The organism is Nocardia sp. NBC_00416 (genome assembly GCF_036032445.1).
GTDB lineage: Bacteria > Actinomycetota > Actinomycetes > Mycobacteriales > Mycobacteriaceae > Nocardia.
The window spans coordinates 881,212-907,115 of the sequence record NZ_CP107932.1 but is presented as its reverse complement, the minus strand read 5'-3'; the positions used below and the strand labels follow the sequence as shown (position 1 = coordinate 907,115).

Here is a 25,904-nt window from a genome sequence, read left to right as displayed (position 1 = left end):
GGTCAGCTCCTGCGGAATTCGTCGATCACGTCGTCCTCTGGCGCCCGGCCGCGAACCCGGCGATACGGGATCGACAGCGCGGCCCCCAGCCCGAGTACCACCAGGGCCGCGACGGTGCCGGCGACCGCGATCCGCCGTGGGCGTGGGTCCGCGGGAGCCGGAGACCGGGGCGCCGCGATCGGGCGCGACACCACCGCCGCGGCCACGGCGTCGGCGGGCGGGAGTTGGGCGGTGAGCGCGGCGACGGGGTCGACGACGCCGTACCCGACGCGATCATCACGGCCCGACCCCGGCGCATGGGCCGTGCGCTGGATGCGATCGATGACCTCACCCGCCGTCCACGACGGATACCGGCTGCGGACCAAGGCCACCACACCGGAGACATATCCGGCGGCGAAACTGGTTCCGGTGAGGGGACCCAGCCCCGCCGCGCTCGGCACAGCGTCGACGAGACCGGCCGAGCCCGGTGCCGAATCGAGCGACACCACGCCGACGCCGGGTGCCGCGACACCGACCCAGGGGCCGTGCAGGGAGAAGTCGGCCGGGGCGCCGTGTTCGTCGGTGGCGGCCACGGTGAGCACATACGGCGCGAACCACGCCGGGCTGGCGAGAGTGCTCACCCCAGCCCAGTCACCGGCATTCTGCGTCCGGCAGGGGCCGTCGGGCGTGACGTTGCCGGCCGCGGCGACCACCACCACATTCCGTTCATAGGCGAATCGAACCGCGGCGCCCAACGCCTCGTCCCCCAGCGGCTCACCGACCGCGGCGCAGGCGACCTCGGAGATATTGACGACGGTGGCGCCCATCTGCACCGCATGCACCACCGCGGCCGCCAGCGTGCGCACGTCCCCGTACCCCGTGTCGGCTATCGCGCCCGGCGTCCGGTCGTGCCGGTTCTTGGGCGCGTACGCCAGGCTCACCTGGCGGATGGCCAGGATCGACGCGTCCGGGGCGACGCCCGCGAACCCGTCCGCGAGGCTCGGATGCCCGGCGATCACACCGGCCACCAATGTGCCGTGGCCGTCGCAGTCGTGGGTGCCGTCCGAGGTGTGGACGAAGTCGCCGCCCGCTTCGACCGTCAGCCGTGGGTGACGGTTGACACCGGTGTCGACAACCGCGACCCGCTGACCCGCACCGCGGCTGAACCGCCAGGCAGCCGCGGTGTTCAGCAGCACCTGCGGCACCGGAGGTTCCGCGGTCGGCGCGGCGGTAGCGACGGGTCGGGCGCATTCGGAGCGCTGTTCGGTTTCCTCCGGTGGCCGAGGCCGGGTATCGACCGGCACGGCCCGATCATCGATCCGCGGCGGCCCGACCGCCGCAGCCGGGGGCGCCGGAAAAGGTGTGGCCAGCACCAGTGCCGCCGCGAGCGCGATCACCGCCGCCTCAGATATCGCGCGCCAGCTCATACAGTTCCAAGGTCCACAGGGTGAGCGGCACGATCGAGCAGATCAACAGGTATTCGACGATCTCGCCGGCCCGCCGCGCGGTGGGCGTCAGCTCACGGGTCGGTCCGATCACGCCCAGGCCCAGCGCCACCGCCGCATACGCCGTGCACAGCCCCGCACCGGGCAGGCGAAGCGACTCCGCCGCGAGGCCCAGGGCCACCGGCACGGCCAGCAGCACGACCGCGCCGCCGCCGATCAACGCCGCCGCCTGCTTCGAATCGGCGAAGGCCCGGCCGCGCAGACACAGGACGATTCCGATGACGACCGCGAGTGAGACACTCGACCACCGAATCGAACCGGGCGACACCAGGGCGGCGAGCGCACCGAGCACCGCGACCACCGTGACACCCAGCAGCATCCCGGATTGGTATCTGGTCGCCGCTCCGGCACGTCGATGCAGCCCGGCCGCGGATGGGAGGACCGTCGCCCCGACGGCCCCGATGCCCTCGATGGTGGGCCGGGGATCGTCGTCGGCCGGGTCGACCGGCGCGCCGGCGGTGGGTACCGGCGGCACCGGTATGCGCGCCAGCGCGGCGGCCAGCCGTGGGATCGGCGTGATCAGGCACAGCGCCGCCACCGCCACCGCCGCACCGAGTTTCGCCGGGCCGGGATGCCAGATCATCGCCGCCGCGGCCGCGGCCGATCCGATCGCCGCAACCGTCACGACGGCCGCGAGCACCGTGGCGCCGGCCCCCGATATCCGGTGGCATCCCACCGCGACCACCACCGTCACCGCGCCGCCGAGCATGGCGTGCGGCGCCCCCGGCGCGCCCGGTACGAACAAGGCGGCCCCGGCGCAGATCAGGCCGCAACCGCATACCGACAGCGTGGCGGCGGGCGCGTCGGCACGATAGACCCGCGCCGCGACCACAGCGGCACCGAGCGCCACGAAGCCACCCCCGACAGCAACCCAGGCCTGCGCTGAGGTGTCCGTGCCGGCTCGGGCGCCCAAGAGCAGACCGATCTCGACACACACCGCCGCCACGGCCGCGATCATCCCGGTCCAGCCGGCCGCCGTAGCCGACCAGCCACGAAAGCCGGATTCGGTGAGCCGGGCCACGGCGTCGATGACATCGTCGAACAGCGCGGGCAGTTCCCGGCTGTCCACGGCGCGCAACACCAGCAGATCACCGTCGCAGATGTCGGCCTCGTTCAGGGATCGGGTCGTCGCAATGGCGTCGCGCCCCAACCGCGCGAGTGTCCAGTGCCCGCCGTCCAGTTCGCTTGCCTCGTCGTCGACCGGCGGAGGGTTCCGGGATAGGACGAGGTCGACGACATCGGCGATATAGGCGCCGATCGGCACCGCCGCGGGCAGGGCGATATCGACCTGCGTGTTCCCCCCGACCACGGAAACCCGGCACAGTTCCGGTTCCACATCGTCGTCCTCGGTGATCGCCGACTCGGTCACTGGCGAACCACTCCCGCTTCATCATTCGAATCACAGGTTCGCCCGTTCCCGGCCCGCACCTGCCTGAATACCGAAACCATCGCAACACGTGGCCGGAGGGAAGCAGGATCGCCGACGCCGAGTTTTTACATTTTCCGGTACGAACCCGCCCATCCGGCGAGCTACGCGCTACCGATCATGGGCAGTCAGCGCCGCTGCCTTCTCCAGGGCCGGACCGGCGATCAGCCCACCGACGATGGGCCAGGGCGCGAGACGCGGCTCATCGCCGAGACCCAGAATCCGCGCGGTGGCCATATCCGGTATCCCGTAGCGAACGCCGTTGTCGCCGATGTAGTAGAGGCTCTGCCGCCGAACGCTATCCGGCTCGATACCGGTGACCTGCACGAACTCACCTGTCATCGGGGGGACATACACGCCGTCGACCCGTTCCCCGATCCCGTCGGCCGATACCGGTTCGACAGGTTCGGCCGATTCACTCATCGGCAACGCGTCCCCGACCAGTGTCCCCACCCGCGCGAGCCGGTCGTGCTCCCCGCGCGACCAAGCCAGGCACGCGACGGGCATCTGCTCGGCCGCCACGATATCGGGCGCGACATCCGGAAAGCGGTCCACAGGAAGGGTATTCACCACCCGAACCCCGTTGAGAACGTCGGGCGGCACGGTCGGGATCTCGCCGGCCCCGAGCGAATTCGCATTGCGGAGGAGCTGCGCGGTGAACTCCGAGACACGCTGCACACCCTCCGCGACGATCACGTACAGCTCGCCGCCCCCGCGGATCACCTCGCCGATACGGTGATCCACCAAGGTAGCCGGACCCGGCGCCCCGGTCTGCGGGATGAGCGGTGCGGCGATGGGCGGCACCTCCAGCGCCGCATTGAGCAAACCCGGCCCCGCCGGACGCGGCCGGTGTTCCGGGGTCAGCTTCAGCGCCCGCGCCACCGCCGGATCGTTCGGATCCACCTCGGCACGCAGCCCCCGGTACAGCAGATGAATCCGGCCGCCGTACTCGACCAGCAGCGCCTGGTCGTCACGCATCGGCCGCGAACGGTCACCCGGCTCGGGCTCCGCCGAGGACACCGTGGTGATCACGCCCGGCGAGGAGACGGCGCTACCGGACTTCGACAGCACCGTCGTCTCGCACAGCGTCCAGGACGACCGCGCACCCCCGGCGGGTCCGGTAAGCCCTGCCGGGGCACCGGGAATCCCGAGCAGCGGACCACGCGGCATCGATGCCAGTTTCGATTCCTTCACCGAGGTCGGGCTCTCGTCGCTCCCGGCGACGAGACGCGCGGAGGCCAGATTCAGCACCGGATGCAGATGCCCCTCGACGATGACGTAAGTGACGCCACTGTCCTTGCCCACCACGATCTTCGCATCGTCCACGGCGCCGACGGGGCGCAGAAACCCCAGAATGGCGCAGCCGGCCAGGCCGAGCAGCCCCAGCACCACACCGACGACCATGGACCGTGCCTGTGAACGCATGGGGTCGTGCAGCATCCGGATATCTCGGCGGACCAGCGCGTGATCGAGTCGGCGCAGCAAGAACCGATACCCGTTGACCTGCGCTCGGGTCGTGAGTTGAGCCGGCATGTGATTCAACACCTTTCAGTGGAATAAGGAAGGTGAGACATTGGAGAATCGGCGACCGTGCTGTGGTTGCACGGATCAGATATCCGCTACATGTGCCACAGTTCCGTCGAACCAAAGAAGGCGTGGCCACCGGCCCGGATCGATCCTGACGAGAGGCTCCCCACCCGGACTGTGCCGGCGCAGGGCCCCGTGACTCCGCGATATCGAACGATTCGAAACCGCCACGATGCCAACCCGCACCGAACACCTCCGGCAACCATCCCGCGTAGTGGCCCCGCAGTTCGCCGGTCACCCGCCCGGTCAGCGCTGTCGCAACGATTCCGTCGGCCCCACGCAGTTCGATCGTGGACCGCACCATCACCGCCACACAATCGAGCTCCGGCTGCTCGACCGACGAATCGGAGACAATCCGCTCACCCTGGCTGGATTCGTTCAACCCCGAGACCGCCGACTCCGCGGTGCCCCGGGACTCGGCGGGCCTGTCCGGCGGACCCGGCCGGGCGGCGGGCGTAGCGGATCGCCAGATTCCGCGCGCAGAATGCGACCCCAGACATTGTGCTCTCGATAGAGATAGCTGCCGTCGTCTTGCGGGTAGATGAACCCGGTATCGCCGGTCGACCACGCCGGACCACGATCCGTGTCGACCAATTCCCAGTCCGGCCCTTGGAAATACTCGACCTCGACGGCATCGAGTCGGATCTGCATAGCGTCGTAGGCGATGGCCATCGGGTCCATCGCATAGTGCTTCGTCAGTGTTCGTAACCAGGGATCGATCAGGTCGCCGCCGCTACGACGAGTCCGGACGTAATCCTCAAAATCCGGTATGGGGCGACCCGCACGATGCGCGGCGGTCACGGCGGCACCGTATCCGTTCGGACGGAAGCACCCGATGATGTGCTCAATGCCGTGGCGATCGGCGAACTCGACGAGTTGCTCGATGAGCTCGGCGGTAAGGTTCCTGCCACGACCTTCGGGGGAGACGTTCATCGCCATCATGCACAACGTATTTCCCTCTGGATCGAAGGTCTCCCGGTAAGTTCCGTCCCGACCAGCAATCGCATCCCAGGTCCGAAGGCTGGCGGGATCGCAGTCCCAGTGGATGCGATTCAGCGACAGCGCCGCAACCAACCGTCCCCGTGGATCGACCAGGCACAGCTGTCCCTCGGGAAAGGTCTCCATCCGCCCCCGCATCGTGCCGTACGGCGTGAGCATGAACGAGGGCCAGCATTCGGCCTCGAGTCGATGAACCGCTACGGCACCGGGATCGTCCCGGCAGAACTCTGCCCATGTGGTCTGTATGAGTTCCGTCCTCGCAAGAGCACCCGGACCGTGCACGCGGCCGTGTCCACCGGCCGCACCGGCTGCCGACTCCCTGACCGCGACCTCGGTGGCGGCGGTTCGGTCGCCCTCACCGGAAGCGAATTGCGGAGCGCCGTCCGGCGGTTCGCGGTCGGCAACATCGCTGCCGGTGTCCCCTGCGCCGGGGTTCCTTTCCTCGGAATCCTGGCCGGGATGATCTTCGGTGTGCTGCGTGCCGGACTCCCCATCACCCGGCGGGAGGTAGCCCGGTTCCGCTATCACTGACTGCAGCCTGTCGCCTTCGGATGAAGCCGGCTCGGGTGGCGATAGTGCGGTGTCCCGGCGAATGAGTCGATGGACTCCGATAACGGTGCGCACTTCGTTGCCGTGCAGTGAGAAGCGTCCGGACATCGACAGCACATCCCAGCTGCCGTCGGCGACCCTCGCACGGAAAAGCTTCTCATGGGAATACATCGTGATCTCGATGTCCTGGTTGCCCAGATGGTGCCCGGTCATCTCCAGGTACGCCCGCCGGGCGCTCTCCTTCGCCGAGAGCACTATTCGGCCCCACTGCGCTCCGCCGCTGTCGCCGACGACGTCCAGCCACTCCCGCTCCGCGCGGGTCAGGACCAGTCGCCACTCGATCTCGGTCAGCGGCCGACGCGGCTCGACATTCTCGGCGATGAAATGAACTGGTCGGCCGCCTAGCCGGAGTACCTCCATAGATGCTAAATCGGCACCGAAGTCCAGGCTCGCCGTGGGGTGCCGAGCGACCCGTGAGGACGACGGGCCTCCCCCGGACGCGGAGCCGGGCTGCCCGACATCCAGTTCCCGCGGCGACTCGGCGATCTGCCACCGAGTGTCGGGCGGTACCATCCCCTTGCTGATCATTACCTCGCGGAGCTGGTCGGGACGGTTGGTGATGATCGCGTGTACCCCGCTCGTATCGAGGAAGCGGCGCATCGCGTCCGGATCGTCCACGGTCCTTACCGCCACCCGCCGTCCCGCATGGGCGGCCTGCCGAATCACCTCGGCTGCCAGCTCGGCGGTGTCCAGCATCGAGGCGTCGATCGCCAGCCAGTCCGCCCCCGCGGCGGCGGCGGCCGCGACAAAATGTTCGGACTCCGCTGGATCACCGCCACACCACACTGCCGCCGACGCCTCGCCGATCGCCGCGACGCGCAGGATCTCCGGCGCTACCTCACGGAATACGGCGAGCATGTCCGGATCATCGGTTTCGAGGCGATACGACACCCCGTACCTGTCCGCCAGCGAGACGACCGCTTCGACCAGCTCATGCGACCGATGCGGGTCGTCACCCCACGACGGGTCCGTGGCGATCCGCAGCGTGAGGGTGTGGGTTGCCCCCCGTCCCGCCGCCAGCCGGCACACCGTCTCGAAAATTGGGATGGGGGAACGGATTCCGCGATTCTCCGACTCAGCGGAGCCAGGGAGTTCCGTAGCGTCGCCGAAGTTCGGATCGATCACGTCCAGTGTGCAGATTTGTGCGAGTGTCAGCTCACTGATAGCCGTGCCCGCATAGGGTTCGTGTGGACCGTCCGAGTAGGTATCGCCAACCGTCGCCCTGTCGAGCACCGAGCTGTGATGGACAACCGGCACACCGTCTTTCGTCATCCCGCCGATGTCGACGCGAAGGCCATCGACGCCCAGCTGCATGGCGTCGTAGAAAGCCAGCAGGGTGTTCGGCGGTTCCGCCCCGGACCAACCCCGATTCGCCTGGATCTCAGGCCCGAATCGCCCGCCTCCGGTTTCACTCCATACACCCGAACCATTGGTCCTGGCCGCCGCATCGGGCGAGCCCGACTGCCGATGCCCGTCCTCTTCTGAGCCGGCGTGGTCATAGATCGCGTACGGGTATGGATTCGACCGATCAGGATCACCCGACGACGCCGCATCCCCGGAACCGACGGCCTCCGGCACCCCGGCCTCCGCTGCAGCCCACCAGAACGGGCGGGCCTCGGCGGATGGGATGACGAAATCGGAACCGGCAGGCCGGTGACGCCGCTCATGCAACCGTAAAACGGCCTCGTACTCCTGATCGGCGTGAACAAATTCGCGCGCGATATCCCGCAGTTCGGCGACTCGCTCCGAATCTCCGCCCTCCGATTCGGCCAAGCGGGAGACCGCCGACTCGATGCGATCCGGCGTGACGTCGTCCGGGGGCAGATCCCACCCGAGTTCGGCGGCAAGATCATCGATCCGCGCCGCCAGCACAACACACCGAGACGCCGCGCGATGCCGCCTCTCCGCAAGGATATGCGCGTCCTCACCGCCGCGCATGTCACCGTGACCACGACTGGCAACGGCTGATGCGGCGGCGGGCGGTGGCGCTTCTTCCGGAACGTGCGGGGGGTGGGAGATGCCGGGATCCTGGCCCTCCGGCGGACCAACATCACTCCGTGCCTCGCCGTCGGCGGGTTCGCTTTCGCGAGCCGGGCCGTGGTCATCCGAAGCACCAGGAGGCGCGGCAGATGCCGTAGCTGGAGGGGCAATGCCCCCCAGAACCACGTCCAATCCCTGGGCCAAACCCTGTCGTACGGCCCCGAACACCCCCTGCCCAGGCTCCCGACCCAACTCCGAATGGGCCGCGAAATCGGCTGCAGCAGAATCAGAATCGCCGCCCGAACTCCTCCGGCTCGAATCGGATGGATACGGCGACGCACTTGGCTGTGGAAGTCCCCGCGGATCAACACCCGGACCCGCCACATCATCCGGCACCACGAATCCACGGCGACCATCATCGACACCGCCGGACAATTCGCCGCCGACCTCCGCCGACCCGTGATCACCCGGGCCGGCCACAGCGCCCGGCCCCGGGTCGTCCGGTGGCTCCGGCGGATGATCAATGGTCGGCGCCCTTGTGTGTTCGAGCTCGACCAGCGCATCCCATACTCGGCGCGCCACATCTGGATGCACCGGCTCGACGCCGTCGAGCACCCAGGTGACCATCGGCTCAGTCAGGCCGGCCATGCGGGCCAGAGCTGCCCGCGGAACCGCCTTCTCGTCGCCGACAACATCGATCGAATCGATTCGGATGCGTAGCGCCAACCGATATACGGCACTTGACCGCAGGTGCGCGATCTGCTCCTCGGTCTGTTGCATCGCCTCGGCCGTCTCCGCCGTCGAAAACGTGCCGAACACCTGGCGCCGCAGGCACTCCCGCTCATTGTCGGACAGCGAAGCAGAACATCGAGAGAACCTGTTCGGATTCTCGGTCTGAGCGGCCGACACCGATTCGACCGCCGTGCGACCAGCCACATCCCCACCGGCCAACCACCCGGCAAACAGTCGAACGACCTTCTTCGCCTCCTTTTTGGATATGTTCGATTCGGCCGCCAGCTCGGCGTTGTTCGGCTGCCTCCCGACCCGCACTGTCGACCAGATCAGCCGCTGCTGTAGTGGCAGAAGTTCGGCAAACCAACCCCAGAACCTCTCCCTATCGTTAGCCCAGACTGTCCTGATCTCATCCGAGTAGTTCCGGTGCACGGCAGCCGCTTCGGAGGGCGGCTGTGGCCGCTCGGCCACTGGAGCGGCCGTTTCGGCCGCGGCGGCGCGAACGGCGGTGGACTTGATCAACTCCCGGACAGCCCGTACCTCCGCGTCTGCCGCAGGGGTCGAGGCGCGGTCCCGCAGCAACCACGGCCGAAGAGCGTTCTGGTCCTCGGGCCCCAATTCGGCCAGGCGGCGGAGCACCGTCTCGGGAGCGTTGAGATAGGCCCGCACAGCTATCGACCATTCCCGGCCGCCGGGCATCAAACCACCGGACAGCCATTGGGCCAACCGGTTCTCGGCGGCCCCTTCGGGGGCAACCGACAGACCCTGGAGGAATTGCTGCTCAACGTTTTCGCGTAACGCGGGCGGAAGTCGCCTGATGTAGCGCTCCGCGCGCTCACGGTCGGCGAGCAGTGCGTCGATGATGATCTCCGTCGACTTACGGCTCTGTGCGCCCGGCACCTGGGCCGTGCCGTCGGTCAGCAGCTCGAACAAGTGCCCCACGGCCCGCGAATCCAGCTGTCCGCTCGACTCCGCGCCACGCCTCGCCACGACGCCGGCCGTAGGCAGCTGCCCGGTCCGGCGCAGGATCCAGTCTGCTTCGTCAGGTGGCAAGCGGTACAGGCAGCGCAGCAACATCGGTCTGGTCGCCGACGCCAGCAACTGCTGCTCCCCCGACGCCGCCGCGCCATCCCCTCCTGCCGTGCGCATCCGCCACAGATCCCGTTTGAACCGGATGAACCTGCCATGTTCCGAGACCACCTCGCCGGCGACGCCGGCCAGCCAGGTCCCGACATCGGATATGTCCGCGTGAGGCGTGATGGCGCGTGTTGCCCGCAGGAAGGTCTCCCGCACCAAGCTCTGGATCGTCTCCGCGGTCCCGCGGTCACCGACAGCGGACGCCGCCTCGCGAGTTACGGTGTCGCCGTATCGTTTGCACAGCCGAACCAGTGCCTCCCAATCACCGTCCCGAGCCGCTGCCACCCATTCACCGCTCGCATCCGGCGGTGACGCTGGTGCGAACGGATCCCGTTGCGGATCGGCCGCGGCGGCAGCCGCCGATGTACTGGGCAGGAAGAAACCCAACCCTGCGTCCCACCACTGAGACACCCGCCACGCCAAGCCCCGCAGCGCCTCACCAACCAGACGGAGACCACTTCCGATCCAGGACGCACCAGGAGGCCCAGCCGCCAAAATCGACGGAACCACAACGCCGATCCAATTATCAATCAGACCGTTAAGCTCCTGCACCAGCCTGCTGAACCACGCCTCTCGATGGTCACTCGGCCCCTCAGCGGATGTCTGCGAATCGGCCCGACCCCCATCTCCGTCACCAGAAAATCCCGAAGCGTCGGTAGATGGCGCCCCCAGACCAGCAGGCCCCGCAGGTCCGACCGGCCCGCCATCGGAATAATCCGAATCATCAAGGGCCAGAATGCTGTTCGGCCGACCCGGCAGCGGGAGAGTCGGCGTGCCCGGCATACGCCGTGCGCACCGCTCCGCGTCCGCGAGTACCTCGACCGTGGCTACCAGGCGCCGCATCTCCCTGAAGTCGTCTGCGCCGAGTGCGCGGCGGAGTCTACGGCGCAGGACCGCGTCGTCGAATTCCTGGACCCGCACCGACGTGAGACTCAAAGGTTCCGAATCAGGCTCGGGTGTGACCGGCGACATGTCCGGCAACAGTGGAAACCGGTTCGTCACAGGCGGATTCGGATAGGTCGGATCGCTGTTGGGTGGATCGTGATCGACTCGGGGCTCACGAGCCACCGAATCGGCCGTATCAGATGCCACGCTATTGGCGTCGGCTGGCGACGATCCCGCATGTGCTGGCGTCCCGGCGAGAGGACCACAGACGGACGTGGTCGACGCCGCACGCTCCGGCCCGGCGGGATCTGCTGGTGACGGACCTGTTTCGACGAACTCACCCGCACCCCCGGAATCCCCCGGCGCACCGTAGCGGGAATAATGGGCTCGCGGCGGCAACCCGAAAAGGCCCGAGATGGCCGCCGAAGCAGGTGCACCCGCACCATGAGACCACGACGTCCGCCCATGCGCAGGCGGCGGATCGACATGTTCGTCGGGCCGCTGGGTTTCGCGCGGTTCAATTTCAGAGGGCACTGCCCTCTCCGGCGACGGCTCATCGACATAACCCAACCGACACGCCGAATCCAGCACCTTCCACTCCGTCACCGCCCCGTGCGACGACCCGGCCGAATCAACGGCAGCACCGCCCTCGAGCTGTCCGAGGTGCGTGAAGTCGACAGTCGTCAGTGCGTCGTCGACGCCGGAAAGCATTTCCACAATCCGGATAGCCACGTCGGGATCCAGTCGGCGAGGCTTACCATCGGATCCCAAAGCCGACGAGTGCCCGACGAGCAGGCTCCAGAATTCTGCCGAGAGCGCATCAGGAAGTGCACTCAGGATCCCCCGCACATCCGGCAAAGACGCCTTGAAAAGAATTCGATGCTCTCGACTCGTCTCGTCAAGTCCCGCAGCGACCCGCGCTGCATCCCATACGGCCGTTTGGAATGTCATCAGCCGACGGAACTCCGCCGCCACCCGCCCCGCGATGGCGGCCAACGCCCGCATGGGATCACCCTGGCCGGGTATGTGTTCCACTCCCTGGCGGACACGTCGGAATGTCTCCCCGACAACGCGATCGGCGAACTGCTCCGCCGATCGGCGGAGCTCCGCATCGTCCGCGTGCTGCCGGCGCCATTCGGCGGGCGGCCGCATGCGGAGATCGACCAGAACACGCCGCCTCAACGCTCCGAGATCGCCGGCCGGGTCGAGTCCGCGCTCGTTCGGGGTAATGCCGCCATCTGCGTGCCGGGGCCTATACCCGAGATCCTCGACAGCAGCCAGCACCCGGCGGCGGTCGGCGACGTTCACGTCTGGACAGTCGAGCACCCGCGAGACAGTGACAGGCCTGACACCGAGTGCACCGGCTAGTTTTCGCACCACTTCCGAGGGGTACCCGCCCCCTGCCGCCGGCGGCAGTTCGAGCCGCTCCGCCGCCCGTCGGATCTGTCGTGCGGTGTCGGGATGGACGCCGTACGCGCCGAATATCACCACGGACACGGTCTCGACATCCACATCACAGTGCTCGACCACATCCATCAAAGTGGGTTGCCACCGCACCCGGCCGACCCTCGCCGACAACAGCCGATATGCGGCTGACAACACGCGCCGCGCAGTGTCCGGCTCCACTCGTCCGGTTCTGTTCAACACCTTGTGGACCGTCCCACGACTCACACCAGCGTCACGCGCCACTACCGTCAGATCGACCCGCCACCCACGTTCGGCACCACGTACCGGTTCATAGCCGAGCTCTTCGGCCACGAACCGTAGCCAGTTCAGAACGTCTCGCGAGATCTTTTTTGCGTCCGATGTTCCCGCCAGTGCTCTGCTGATCGTCTGCACGCTCAGCCCCGTTATTGCAGCGAGATCTGCGGTCTTGATCCGTCTGAACAGACGGGGATCAATGGCCGTCGGCGGTTCTACACGGGTAGACGCAGCCGGGGTGGCAGTCGCCCGATCCAATTCCTGCGCCGCCTCGTCGAGAACTACCTCCAGCTGATCGGCCAACTCCTGCCACGACATATCGTTCGACACCGGATTCCGCGAGCTCGAATTATTCTCGGGTTCAGCGGATTCAACCTTCGAATTGCGCTGGGGTTCGGGACCGCCGGCAGGAGCCGCTGCGCGAGCCACCGCCGCGCCGCCCTGGTCCGGGTCGTCCGGACGACGGTTGCCACCGCGAGGCCCACTCGCTCCGCCATTGTCGCGCAGCGCGGTTCCTTCGTGGAGAGGGGCCGGTTCGTCCACCGAGTTCCGGCCGGTCGGTTCGAGCGGCGCGCCCGAATCCATCGCGGCGGACGCTGACGAGCCCGCATGTGTTGGCGTCCCGGCAAAGGGACCACGGTCGGACGTAGTCGACGCCGCATGCTCCGGCATGCCGGATCCCGGTTCGTTCACGACGCCGTAGATGTGCCGCTTCCCGTCGATCTCCGCCTTTCCTATGACCGTCCATGGAAGGTTTCTCGCCAGCAGAACCTCGCCGTCCGAACCATTCTTGATAAATGCGGCCGGAGTACCTCGAGCAACGATCAGGTGCAGCACGCCGACGCGGTGCTTGAAGTAGTCGAACCCCTCCGGACCAGGAATTGTGGAAATGAACGCCGGGTCGCAAACGACGTGACCGCGCCGGAGAGATTCGAGATCTCCCACACGACGTGGACTCAAGTAGCGTGTGACTGCGATCGTCTCCGGCAGAGGTTTCATGGCGGCGTCGAGCTGCGAGACGACTGCATCGACGTCACCAGCAGACCACCCCTTCTGCGTGTAGCGTTCCCACCCACTCGCGCCGCGCAGGTATTTATTGATGGCGCCACCTTCGGCCGCATAATCGCGGAACGCCTCCTCGTGCTCGTCGGCGTCTCCCCAATGCTCCTGGAAGTAGACACGAGCTTCACCAGCTGAACCGAAGGTTTTGACCTCGAAAGCCTCACCGACCGGATGAATGTGAATCACGTTGTGCTGCTGATCGATCGCAATGACCTCCACGAGGCCACGGATGGTCGGTGAGTAGCCCAATCTGGTGCCAAGTACCAGCGGGCTGAACAGACTGTCGGCAAGGTTGACCACGATCCGGTCGGCCTGCCCCTTAGCTATCTTCTTCGATAGCTGGACCACGATGCTGTCGAGCAGGCGCGTGTTGGGTGCATAGTGGTCGAAAATTCTGCCTTCGATGCGGTAGTCGGGATTGCGGTTGCCCTCGACCACCGGGTTCTGCTCGATCCGATAGCCCAACCGCGCCAGAATCTCTGCCGAAAGGTTCTCGAGCTCCAGGCGGCGCTTCTGGCCTTCGTCCACGTTCCCCCGGATGCGTGTCCGGCGGCCCTGCGGCTTCGCGGCAGGATCGGGCACCCTCGACGGCAAGGTGCGGTCCGCAGGGTCAGAACCGGCTCCATCAGATGCCGAGCCAGCCTGCGCATCACCGTGGGGAACAAGCAGGTTGAGCCAATTCGGCCAGCGCGAGTCGGATGCCGGGGGCGCGGCGTGGCGGTGGGTCCGGTCGCGGGCCGAAACCACTTCTGCCGACGCGGTTCCGGCGATAGTTGTGTAGCCGTTCGGAGCCTCGGCAGAGTGATCGGCGTCGCTGCCGCCCCTCGAGCTCGGTCCGCCCGGTGGATCGGCGGGCGCGCCAGTGTGTTCCGGGCGCATCCCTGCGCTCTTATCGGCAGGACTGTGGTCCGGATCGGGAAGGACGCCCCATCCGTCCAGGACCCCGAGAGCACGGTGTCCCATCCGGTGCCAGAACGAGTCGGGCGGATCGGCGTCACCTGGATGTTCCACCATCCGGGCGCCGGCAGACCGAACGTCAGCTTCGGACGGCGGCGAGGCCGCCGTAGCGGTGCCGTTCGGGACGGTGCCACCACCGAATACCCAGCCGATGAGACGTTCGCCGATCCCGGCCCACCATGATTTCGAAGGAAGCCCGTCATCAGGGGAAACGAATTGCGCCGCGCCATCCGGCGGATCCCCTCCGGCGACATCGGTGCCGGTATCCGGCGAGGTATCGCGCCTCCCCACATCGACATCCAGATCACCGCCGTCCCGGGTGCCGCCATCCGGTGAACCATCTCCCGAGCTGTCGGAGGCGTCAGCGGTGGTCCCGGCCGAATGCGGGTCGACCGTGGGCCCGGAGTCACCGCTGACCGGGTCGGGCCGGGACCGCCACTGGTCGAAATCTTCCACCTGTGTGTCACCCTTCGCGGCGATGCATTCGAGACCCAGGTAGTACGCGACCGCACCGGACAAGCAGGACACCTGCTCGTCCGGCATATTCTCCTCGCGCAGGCGTGCGTATACCGGATCGGGATCCGGTCTGCCATCTGCGTCTTTTCGCACCAGTTCCGCCGCGAGATCATCGGCTCGACCGGCTTCGACACCCACTCCGCGCAAAACGCCGACGATATGACCGTCGTAGATTTCGCGCATCTCCCGGCGCATCGCCTCGATACGGGACCGGAAGACGGTGACAGACGTATCCAGATAATCGGAGATCGCGTCCCGGATACCCGTGATCATTGCTTTGTCGACCCCGGTGCGGCGGAGAGAATCGACAACGCCCGGGCTGTTCTCCAGCAGTTGCGCGGTGAGTTCGCTGATCGCCGGATCGAGATCGTCGCGGAGCAGACCGGCTCGGTCGAGATCCCGGGTGCGCGCTTTACGAATCTGCCGCTGCTCCCGCGGTCCTCGTCCGTTTTCCGAACCGGTTGCGGCGACAACGAGGGTTCGCGCAGTTTCCGGAGACACTGCGCGGGATACCAGGTCCACCAAGTGTGCGCGCACGGATTCGACCTCGGCCTCCGCCGGGTCGGGTTCGTGGGGTCGCAGCACGGCGACGCCGACAGCCAATCCCTCGTCGCCCGGGGTGAAGCTGGCCACGGCGTGGTGCTCGTAGGACAGGAAGGAGACCACGCGAGGGTGCATGGCCATGAACCCCTGCCATTCCTTTCCGTCGAAGCGAGTGTTCTCGAACCACGCCGAACCAGCCCAGTACCCGTTGCCACGGTTGATGGTTCTACCTGTGATGAAAGCTCGATCGACGCCATGTAACTCGCAGAAAACCGTGGCATAGTACATCCCCAGGTGTTTGAAAACCGAGTCGCCCGTGTAGAAATCCGTTCCGATGTCGTGTTTGGTGGCAGTCATCAGTCCCAGCGCCGGCTCGAGAACCCCGAGCGGGGAGTATTCGAAGATATCGCCCGGAACCACTTCGGCATCGAGTGCGCCGCGCAACAAGCCCTCAGCGGATGCCTCCGAGAAGTACGGCTCCGCCACCTCAGCGATCACCGGCGGGAAACTGAGCCACGTATACAGGGTTTGATAGTCGAGTGGCTCCCCTATCGGCGTGATGTGGGAATAGATACCGGAATCGCTCTCCGAGAGCGATTCATTGTATTCGAGCTCCGGCGCGTTTCCACGGTACACCAGCCGAGTGATTCTACCGTCCGGTCCGACCAGTATGCGCTCCAACATCGCCGGATAGAGGTTCGAACCGGCGCCGAAGTCAATGGCGTGCCGCCCTTCGACATGCAGCTCTGCGCAGTATTCAAACGTTTTCCCCAATATCTGTACATCGTCGTTGTGGATCCGCGGCAGCCGATACGACGGATGCCACTGTTCGTGACGCCGGTCGAATGTTCCGGGGGCCCGGTCGCTCCCATAATTACGCTCGATGTATTCGACGACGGCCCAGAGCGAGAATTTATAAGAACCGGAACCGGGTTTCCAGTTCCGCATTTCCTCGAGGGTAACCGGCGCGAACCGACCATCCTCCGAACCTGCCTCGTGGAGCTTCGTGGCAAATACCTTCCAATACAGCTCCATCACCCCGAGCGGATCGGTGCACCCGAACTCGGCCGGCAGATTCCAGAGCCGCCCGGACCCAGTGTTCTCCGCGGCGTACAGCCGGGTCAGGTGCATCACCGCGCCCAGCTCGAACGCCTCCACCGCCCCGCTACCGCCCCGCCCGAGCACGCCGGAATGGTAAGCCTCCATGGCGGAATCGAGCATGCTCTCGACAGTTGCAGTGCCGCCTTCCACCTGGTGATTCCGGTCGTGTCCAGCAACCAGCATCGAGGCAACTCGTGCGATATCGGCCGCCTCGACCGGCATCCCGGCCTCGATGCCGTCCATTCTCCGAATCAGTTCCGCCAGGGGGCGCATCACCGGCCAGTAGAAACGGGCCCTGTTCTCGTCGATTCCGGCTGCGCGTGCGAACTCGCGGAACATCCTGTACCACTCCGGAACCAGCCGTTGCGCCATCGCGTCGGGCAACGTCTCCCGCATAGCGACTCCCGGGCCGTCGGCGTCCGGAATCGTCACCTGCGTCCGGAGCTCACCGCCGACTGTTCTCATTCGTACCCGCACAGCGGACGGCTGGTGTGCGCCGAACAATGGAACGAGCTGCTGTCTCAGCAATTCTCCCTGCTCGGGATCGATCGCCAGATCTGCGATGACATCGATCGCGGCACTATCGCCCGGGTCGTTCAACGGCAGGGTGAAGTCGATGGTCAGACCGGGGTCCGCCGCGCTGGGTCCGTGGACCGGGCTGGGGTGGTTCGGCGATCGGAACGCGAAATCGGCCCACCGGGCACCGGCGAGCACGAGCGTGCGTTCACCCATTACCTGTTCACCCGACACCATCCACTCTTCCGGCGAAACATCCCCTTGATACCCCACCACCAGCTCGACTACGCGCCACAGCGTCTGCAATGCGGGGTCGTCGGGTTCGAACCACCGATGCCGGTAAACGGTCTCGCGCAACCGGTCGAGATAGGCAGCCGCCACCTTTACCGAATCATTCCACGGTAGGTCGGCGTCTTCGGGCACGCCGTGCACCACCACATGGTCGGGGCTGGGTTCGCGCTCGGCCGGCAGCCCGAAGGGATCGGCACCGACCAGACCACTCACGCGCGCCGCCGCGCACAACGTCCTGTCCTGGACTCCCCGGCGCGTCTCCTGTCGAGCCTGTTCCTGCCGCACCGAATCGACGAGGACATCGACGGCTTGACCGAACTGATGGCGCGGCGTCGCTCCGGCGGAGACGAGATGCCCGATGTCCACCGCCGACGACCCGCCGTCGTCGTTCGTGAGGACCAGAACCGAACTGCCGGTGTCCGGGTCGGGGTCGTAGTGTCCCAGATAGCCCCTGTACTTGCCCTCGAGACCGGCCCGTTCCTCGCCCGCGGCGGCGCGGGCGTCAAGCGCTCCCAGCGCAGCAACCGTTTCCGCCACTCGCCGCAATTGCTTGCCCAACTCGGCGAGTTCGGCCTGCGCGGCTGCTTTCTCGTGCTCGTCGTCGGAGGCAACGTTGTGTTCGGGCCCGTTCAGAATCGTCGCGCGGTGCCGGGCCAGCAGCATCATCGACACCATATGCCGAACGGGCCAGGGCGCGTCGGTCTTCGATATGGTCTCGGGCCGGAAACGCACCAGCGCCTCGATCGCCTCGGGCGACAGATTCTCCCACGACACACCGCGCACCAGCGCGCCCGTGGCCCGTATCGCCTGTACTTCTTCCGCATCCGTGACCTCGCGTGGATCGGGCAGCGAGACGTCGGGTTCGTCGGGCCAGGGCATAGGCGGGTCCTGGCTCCCGATCCCGGAACCCGCAGTGGTGGGGACACGATGCGGTGTAGTAGCGGCACTGTGCGGACCCACCGGACGTCCGTCCGAGTTGTACCACGCCTGGTGGCCGGGTCGATCCGGATCGATCTCACCCGTGGCCTCGGCGCGGATGAACTCCATCAGCCAGGTTCCGAATTTCGGCTCTGCCGAGTACCTGTCCTCGCGCATCGCGGAGGACAGCAGTTCTTGTCCGTCCCCGAGGGCTACACCGGCAATCTCGTTCATCGTCGACGGGATATCGGCTACGCGTGCGGCGAACGCGTGGTCGGGCAGGCGAAGCAGCAGCCTCAGCAGTTGCACCCGCGTCGGCGATATGGACACCCTGGCGGCCAGCGCCCGCAGGACAGTAGTGGTGACCGGTCGAACACCCGGGTGCACGGGAACCGTGGGAACCCACTCGGCCAAGCAGACCTCGGACAGGTGATTCGCGAACCTCCTGACCTCGCGCTCCTCGAGGGTCAGCTCCGACCAGTCCCGATGCATTGCAGCAACCGTCGCGGGACCACCGGAAATGAGATCTTCGACGATCGGATCGAACTCGGCGATGACATCAGTGGACCGGACCATCAAAGCATTGCACCCGCGCCGGAGCAGATCTGGATCGACGGCCAGCGCGGCCGCCAGCAGGCGTGGCGCAATCTTCGCTCCCACCCTCCGTCGCAGAACCTCCTCCACCGGCTTCGTCCCCCGGGCTATCTCGACGTTCTGGCCGGACAAGCCCATGACCACGAGAGCCTCCTGTGGGGCGAGGCCCGTCAGGCGCAGCCGCAGGAAATGCGCACCGTCCTTGTCGTTGTCTCGCTCGAGGTCGCGCACCGCCGAGCGCAATGCGGACACCACCTCCACCGGCATACCGCCCGGGTGGTCGGCCGTTTCTCCACCCTCGAGGAACCAGCGGGGCAGCAACTCGTCCGGAACCTGCGCAACCGCCGGCCCCTCGCCGCGCAGACGCCGCTCAGCGGGCCCCAGCAGGAACTCATCGATGACCCGTGACAGCCCGGAATACCGGCCCGCGATCGCACGAGCCTTCTCGACCGCCGCTGCCAGTACACGGTGTTCCTGCTCGACGCGCACCCCCCACCGAGCCAATTGCTCCCGGCAGTCTTTCAGCGCTTCCGCCGAAGCCGCGGCCGAGTCCGATCGCAACCGTTTCACCCGATCCGACGCCGACTTCAAGGCGCCGTCGACAACAGCGATCTCCTCTGTGGACAACCACCTGCCTTGCTTCACCCCTTCGAGACCTGACTCCAGGACCTGCTGCTCACGCAGCCGATTCAATGACCGATCCACTGTGTCGATCAGGTCGGCGTGTGCCCGCTGCGGCGAATCCGGAACGGCAGCGGCCGATCTCTCGACGCCGGCGCTGTTCCGCCGCAGCCGCTCCAGCAGGCCCTCAACGACGCGTACAGTCTCGGCGGACGACCCACCCTCGCGCCACCGCTGCACCGACTCCACCCCAGCACGCACCGCACCCGTGTCACCGAACTCGCTGTCCCGCAACCGCTCCAGCAAGCCGACAAGTGTGCTCATCGACCGGGAGAACGAAGCGCTACGGCGCAGCGCCTCCAGTACGTTCGACAAGGAAGTCACCAGAGCCCGATCGTCGGCTTCGGTCGCCGATCCGCTCTCCCGTACCAATCGCAGCGCCTCGGACTCGCTCGAGTCCAGCGCACCGGAGTCCACCCGATCAGATCTGCCGGCCGCCAAAGCTTTATCGATGGTCTCGCGGACCATCCCACCCCATTCGACTTCACCAGCCAAGGCCAGGATCGAATCGACCACTACCGCGTCGTCGAACCCACTCAGCGACGACCTCGAACCGCCGCGCAACCGGTCGACAATCTCCCGGCGGCCCCCGTTCGAACCATCGACCGAACGCGCGAGCACCGCGGCGTCCGCGGTGGCCAGGATGCGCTCGATGTCCTCGCGCTGGGGCAGATCTGCGGGCAGCCCATCGAGTACCGCACTCACACCGCGACGGACCTCATCCGCCCAGCGCTTGGGATCGGCGGCGACCGCCGCCGCCAGTTCCCGCAACCAGGCGACCGGGTCGGTCGGCCGGCCCGCCGACCCGTCGAACAGGGCAAGACGGTGACGGGCCAGATCGCGGACCGCGTCACGTAAGGCACCCAGCAACTGCGGGTCCGAATACCAGCCTTTCAGCGATTCGTACACGTCATCGGCACGCTGTGTCCACAGCGCATCGAACCACTCATCCGTCCCGGCAGCATCGTCCAGGTTCGCGGACGGCTCACCGCGCTGTTCCTCCGAACCGAGTGGCCCACCGCCCTCGTCCTCCGCGTCCGCACCGCCGACCGGCGATCCGGCGGACTCGCCGATTTCGGTATCGGAGGCTGGCATATTAAGGACAAACCAGAGCTTGCGCGCCCATGAGCTTCCGTCGTCGGGGATCGAGCAGCCGTAGTCCAAACCCTCGACTGGGCGAATCGACGAATCCAGCCACGCCGAACCCGACAGCGTGGGCACCAGCCACTGCCACTCGCCGGCGTGCGCGGACGGCGTAACGGGGAACTCCATCAGCGTGCCGGTCGTGTCGTAGACTGCGATCCGCAGTCGCCGCTCCGGCGCTTCCACCCGGATCGTCAGCAACCCCCTCCCTTCACCGTGTACTGCCGCGTTCCACATCAGATGCGCGGCCAGTACCTCGGCAGCGGCCACCATTTCGGGCGGGCAGTCGAGTCCACCCAGCACATCGGCGAGCTCGTCCTTCACTCGTACGTATGCCCAGTAGCCTTCCGCCCAGGTTTCCTCTCTCTCGTCGCCCACCCAGCGCAGGATCTCATCGGCGTCCCTCACCTCCCACTCGGGTGGGCGATAATCCCGAGCAGGAACAGTGAATTGCCCGGTCCCATTCGACTGCTGGGATCGTTCGTCTGGCGAGGTGCCCGGCACACCGAACTCCCATGTGAACCCCCGCGTCTCTCGTTCGGCTGATGCTCCGGCACCGCCCGCGCTCGGCGCCTCTGCTGTCGCCTGCGCCTGCGGAAGCACCCGCACCGGGGATGGATCGCCCGTGGCGGCAGACCGCAACACCGTCACAGCAATTTCGTGGGCCGACTCCTGCCGTACCTGGTATCCGTCCGCCCGCATCGCTGCCAGCAACACCGACCAGGAGTCCTTCATGCCCGAAATACTCGACCTGGACAGTTTTTCGAACAGCTCCACTGTGACCGCGGCGACGTCGTCACGTGGGGACCCCAGTTCGTCGTCGGGAAGCCAGAGCAACCTCCGCAACCGAGTCACCTCTTCCGGCGACATCCGTATGGCGAGGTCTTGGAGAGCAGCGGCTGTATGCGGTCCCACACCTTCCGGGACTGCCACCACCGGTGCCGATCCGGCGAGCACCGACCCGGTCGGATCTGCTGGAATCCCGGCGGCGGCGAGCGCCGCGACAACAGAGCGCTCTGCCTGCTCTTCCCAGCGGCGATGATGGACCTCGTGCGAGCCCATAACCGCCAGCACTTCCCTCGGAGCGAGCCCGGAGAACCGCAGCAGCAGATAGTCCGCCTCGTCCTTGGTGCTCTGCTGCACAAGCTGCCGCACCGCGGATACGACGGCGTCCGGCGGATCGGCCGGGTCGGCCGGGTCGGCCGAGTCGGAACTCTCCCCGCGGAGCGGGCGCGGCAACCACTCCTTCGGAACCCGGACGGCAGCCGCATCGTCGCCGATCGAATAGTCCAAGGCGGGTGTCAACAGGTAGGTACGCGCGCGAGAGAGCAGCGCGTCGTGTCCGCGCAGGCGGTTGAGAACCTTCCGCGTCGCCATCCCGAATAGTCCCGAATCGCTGCGCCGGACGGAATCGTCGATCGGAAGACCAGCGCGGAATGCCGCCAAGACAGCGATCTCGCCGTCCTTCAGTACGAAACGCTCCACCGCACGTCGGTAGCTTTCGGACGCGAACGGCCAATAACGGAAGCCCCTGCGGAAGAGGTCGACTCTCTCCTCGTCGTAGGGATCCAGGCCGGTATCCTGCCGGAAACCGAACCTCGGCAGACCCTCGAGTTCGACACCGACCCCGGCGGCGACGGAACCCACCGCGGCGAGCACGACGTCATCGTCGAACCCTCTCAACGGAAGCGGCCGTGAGTCACGGCGAAGTCTGTCCACGATCTCGCGATAGGCCGGGCTCAGATCGCCGACCGTACGTGCGAGCTCCGCGTCGGTCATCCGGTTCAGCACCCGGCCGAGGTTCATTCGATCGGCTCTGGGAAGCACCGCCAGCAGACCGCGACGAACTTCTGCCGCCCAACTCTCCGATGCTCCGTCGCTGGATCCGGAGGCAGGCTGGTCGCTGCCGTCGCGGTTCGGCGCTCCCGATCGCACCCCGTCCCGCCGAAGCTTGTGATCGTCGACCGAACCGGAATCCGGGGGCGGCGTCACGCCGGTCGAGGAAGAGTCTTCCTGCTCTGGATCGAGTTCGCCTCGATTCGGCTCGTCCACGTTCGGCGGCTCCGGCGGCGCGGCAGCCTGTGCCTTGGTGTTGCCCGCCAGATGTCCGACAACCTTGCCCAACAACCGTGGCAGGCCGGGCACAGGTCGCGTATTACCAGGTGTATCCCCGGACACCGCCGTTTCCGGCACGGAGCCTCCGCTCGGCGCGTTGTCCACTTGCTCGCCGGGACTACCAACGATATTCGACATTCGATCGCCCGGTACAGATGAGCGCTCGGCGGAGTCGGCGATGGGCGGTATCGACGTCTCCGGGCTGGCATCCCGGGAGAGTCCGGCTCTTGCGGACGAAGCATGTTGCCGGTCCACTCCGGTACACCCGGTGCCGACCCCCGAACCGGCGCGAGACGAACCAGTAGGACCGCCCGCCGCGCGATCTACAGCACGTTCAGCAGGCGACCACTCCGGCGGCACACCGATATTCCGGGCTACGTCGGCGTAATAGCGCCGCCCCTCCGGCGGCTGAACCGGCGTCCCTTTGTCCGAGCTCTCGGGCTCTACCGGACTGGACGGCTCGGTAGCGGCAGTTCCAGTCGAGGCGACTGAATCGGACGGTTCTCGATCCTCATCCGGTGCGGCTTGATCGTCGCCGACCTTCTTGATATTCAGACGAGTGGTGCCAATGCCCAATGCTTGCAGGGTGTGCGCGGCCTCCTTCGCGGATCTTTGTTCCAGCGGCTCGGGGTCGACCATCTTGTACGAGGTAGCGGACACCGCATGCGGCGATACCTCGGCGTCTCGGCCGGTGTGGACGGTAGGGCCGTCGGCGCTTTCGGCGCTCGCGGCTGCCGCCTCCGTAGCGGCACTGTCCTGGTCGGACGGCGATGCGTCGACATCCACCGATACACCCATCGGCTGATCGGCTCGGCCGGTCTGCGGATCGGCCTCGACCTGCTCCAGAGTTGCGGCGGCGCCGGCGAGCACAGGTTCGGAGTCGGCCGACTGTTGGAACTCGGACGAGTTCTCGGCGGATACCGAAAGTTCCTCGTACACCGACGCTGGGCTCGGCGCAGGCCGGTCGGCGTAGCCGGCCACGACCGACCCCTGGGTTGCGGTCGTGCTCTCAGCCGCTACGGTCGCCGCCCGCGAGCCCGAGGCGGTGTCGCGAGTCTCATCGGGCGCATTCGGCTCGGGCAAGGCGGACGAATCCGTCTCCGCCCACGGCCGATTGTTCCACTCCTGCTGCAGTGCCCGGAGTTCGGACAAGTCCACTCGTCGGCCGCTGGTCTTGGCAGCGTTGATCGAGCTGAAAGCATCGTTGATCCGTTGCTGGATAGTCGCACAGAATTGCTGCTGCTCGAATGGCAGTCCGCTTATGCGGTCAGGGTGCACCTCTTTGGAAAGGGAGCGATAGATTTGTTTGGCTTCGTTGAAGCCGTCGCTTCCGGGCGGCGAATCGTCACCGCCGGCATACCCCTCTCCCCAGGACGAATCGTCGCGGCCGAGATTCTCGAATACTCCGTGCCACTTCGGATCTTCACGACCGAGACCAACGAACAGCGCTTCCCAGAACGATGATCTCCGTTCTCCATCCGAACCGGGCGGCCCATGTCCGGCCGCGTTGAATGCGGTCGCTCCTTCAGCGGCCCGATCCTCATCGAGACCCTGACCCGCTTGCGATGCCTCCGCGGATACTCCGACCACCGGCCGGCCGACCCGAGCGGAGTCCGCATCGGCGTCCGCCTTGTCCGCATCGGCCGGATCGGCGCCCTTTGCCGGTCGCGTCGCGACATCGGCGCGCGGCCCATCGGCCACGACCGCAGCGCCGCCACCACCGCGGCTTCCGTCCGGTCCGGCAGACGGAGCGCCCACAGGATCGGCGGGGCCGCCGCTTCCCGGACTTGCGCCTCCGCCGCTCGGGCTCGACGCACCGCCTGCTGCGGGTGCGCTGTCGAGTCCTCCGGCGAAACCGTCGTATTCATGAGCGCCACGGAAACCGTGGATCATCGACGGACCGATGCCCCCCGCGATACCGCTGGTGAACATGTACAGATCGATCTCGCTCCACTGGCCGGTCACCCACCTGCCGCCGAGCAGACCGCCCACCGCTCCAGCGAATCCTGCTGTGCCGCCCACCACCGCGCCTGCCCGGGCGCCGGCCCAACCCCCCTTCTGGAATGCCCTGCCGAATGGCACCGCGGCCGCGGTTCCTACCGGGCCCGCGAACCCGCCGGCAATCGCCGCAACCGCTTGGTTCTGCCAGAACCTTCCCCAGTCGAAGCCGGCCTGGCCCGGATTGTCGGCCTGGATCAATCCGACGATCGAACCCTGTACAGCCTCCTGCCCGAATTCCTCGAGGGCCTCATCGGGGATCTCGACGAGGCCCTTCGCGATCAGCTGGGCCAGCGGGTTCGCATTCGCCGCCGCCTGCTCGCGGGCTTCCTTCCGGATGAACCTCGACAGCAACTTGTCGTTATCATTTGCACCTCCGCGTGCCAGCTTCAGGAGATCGTTGGCCACTTTTCTCCCGAACGGGGTGCGCAGTGCCGGGATCAGCCGCTGGATACCGAGCACGATTTGGCTCTCGAGCCATTCCCCGCCGCGCACGAACCACCTCAGGGCTTTCAGGCGTTCGATCGCCTCGGCGTACGGAGCGCCCGGTCCCGCCGCCCTTGCCCCCAACACTCCGAAGATCAATTCGATCAACCCGAGAATGTCGTAGAGCTTGGTCTCCTGCACACCGTTGCCGAACTGGTTGGCAGCCGCTGCCAGCACCACCGCATCACTCGACAGGTCGGCCAGCGCCTTGTGTAGGTCATCGAAGAACTTGCCGATCACACCCGACGCTTCACCCTCCGGGTACGCAGCCGACACCTTGTCCATCAGCCTCTGTAGCGCGGCGCTCTGCTCCGCCCAATCGTCTCCGGCCGCAGACAGCACCCGGCCGAGCCCCCAGAGGAGGCTTTCGTCGGCTTTGGGCCATTCACCGACGAGGAACTCGAGCGGGCCGACGATAAGGCTGGCCTCCTCGGGGAACATGA

At 66.8% G+C, this 25,904-nt stretch carries 4 protein-coding genes; all 4 read right to left on the bottom strand.

Annotated elements, in window-relative coordinates:
- Positions 1-2: 2 nt before the first annotated feature.
- The 4 genes from mycP to OG804_RS04090 all read right to left on the bottom strand — a co-directional run bounded on the left by mycP (position 3) and on the right by OG804_RS04090 (position 25,902).
- The gene (mycP, locus tag OG804_RS04105; RefSeq protein ID WP_328394014.1) at positions 3-1,406 is read right to left on the bottom strand and encodes a type VII secretion-associated serine protease mycosin; all 1,404 of its coding nucleotides are present in this window, start codon (positions 1,404-1,406) and stop codon (positions 3-5) included.
- On the bottom strand, positions 1,384-2,853 hold the full coding sequence (gene eccD, locus OG804_RS04100) for a type VII secretion integral membrane protein EccD (RefSeq protein WP_328394012.1): 1,470 nt from the start codon (positions 2,851-2,853) through the stop codon (positions 1,384-1,386). Before eccD ends, mycP begins: the two co-directional genes overlap by 23 nt.
- Before the next feature lie 168 nt (positions 2,854-3,021).
- Positions 3,022-4,443, bottom strand: coding sequence for a type VII secretion protein EccB (gene eccB / locus OG804_RS04095; protein WP_328394010.1), 1,422 nt, complete (start codon positions 4,441-4,443; stop codon positions 3,022-3,024).
- A gap of 432 nt (positions 4,444-4,875) precedes the next feature.
- Positions 4,876-25,902: a glycerophosphodiester phosphodiesterase family protein gene (locus tag OG804_RS04090; protein ID WP_328394008.1), complete on the bottom strand. Its 21,027-nt coding sequence runs from the start codon at positions 25,900-25,902 to the stop codon at positions 4,876-4,878.
- Positions 25,903-25,904: the final 2 nt, after the last annotated feature.

What these genes read in the sequence shown, in the direction of transcription:
- mycP (WP_328394014.1), bottom strand. Translation starts at nt 1,406, where the DNA reads ATGAGCTGGCGCGCGATATCTGAGGCGGCGGTGATCGCGCTCGCGGCG.
- eccB (WP_328394010.1), bottom strand. Translation starts at nt 4,443, where the DNA reads ATGCCGGCTCAACTCACGACCCGAGCGCAGGTCAACGGGTATCGGTTC.
- OG804_RS04090 (WP_328394008.1), bottom strand. Translation starts at nt 25,902, where the DNA reads ATGTTCCCCGAGGAGGCCAGCCTTATCGTCGGCCCGCTCGAGTTCCTC.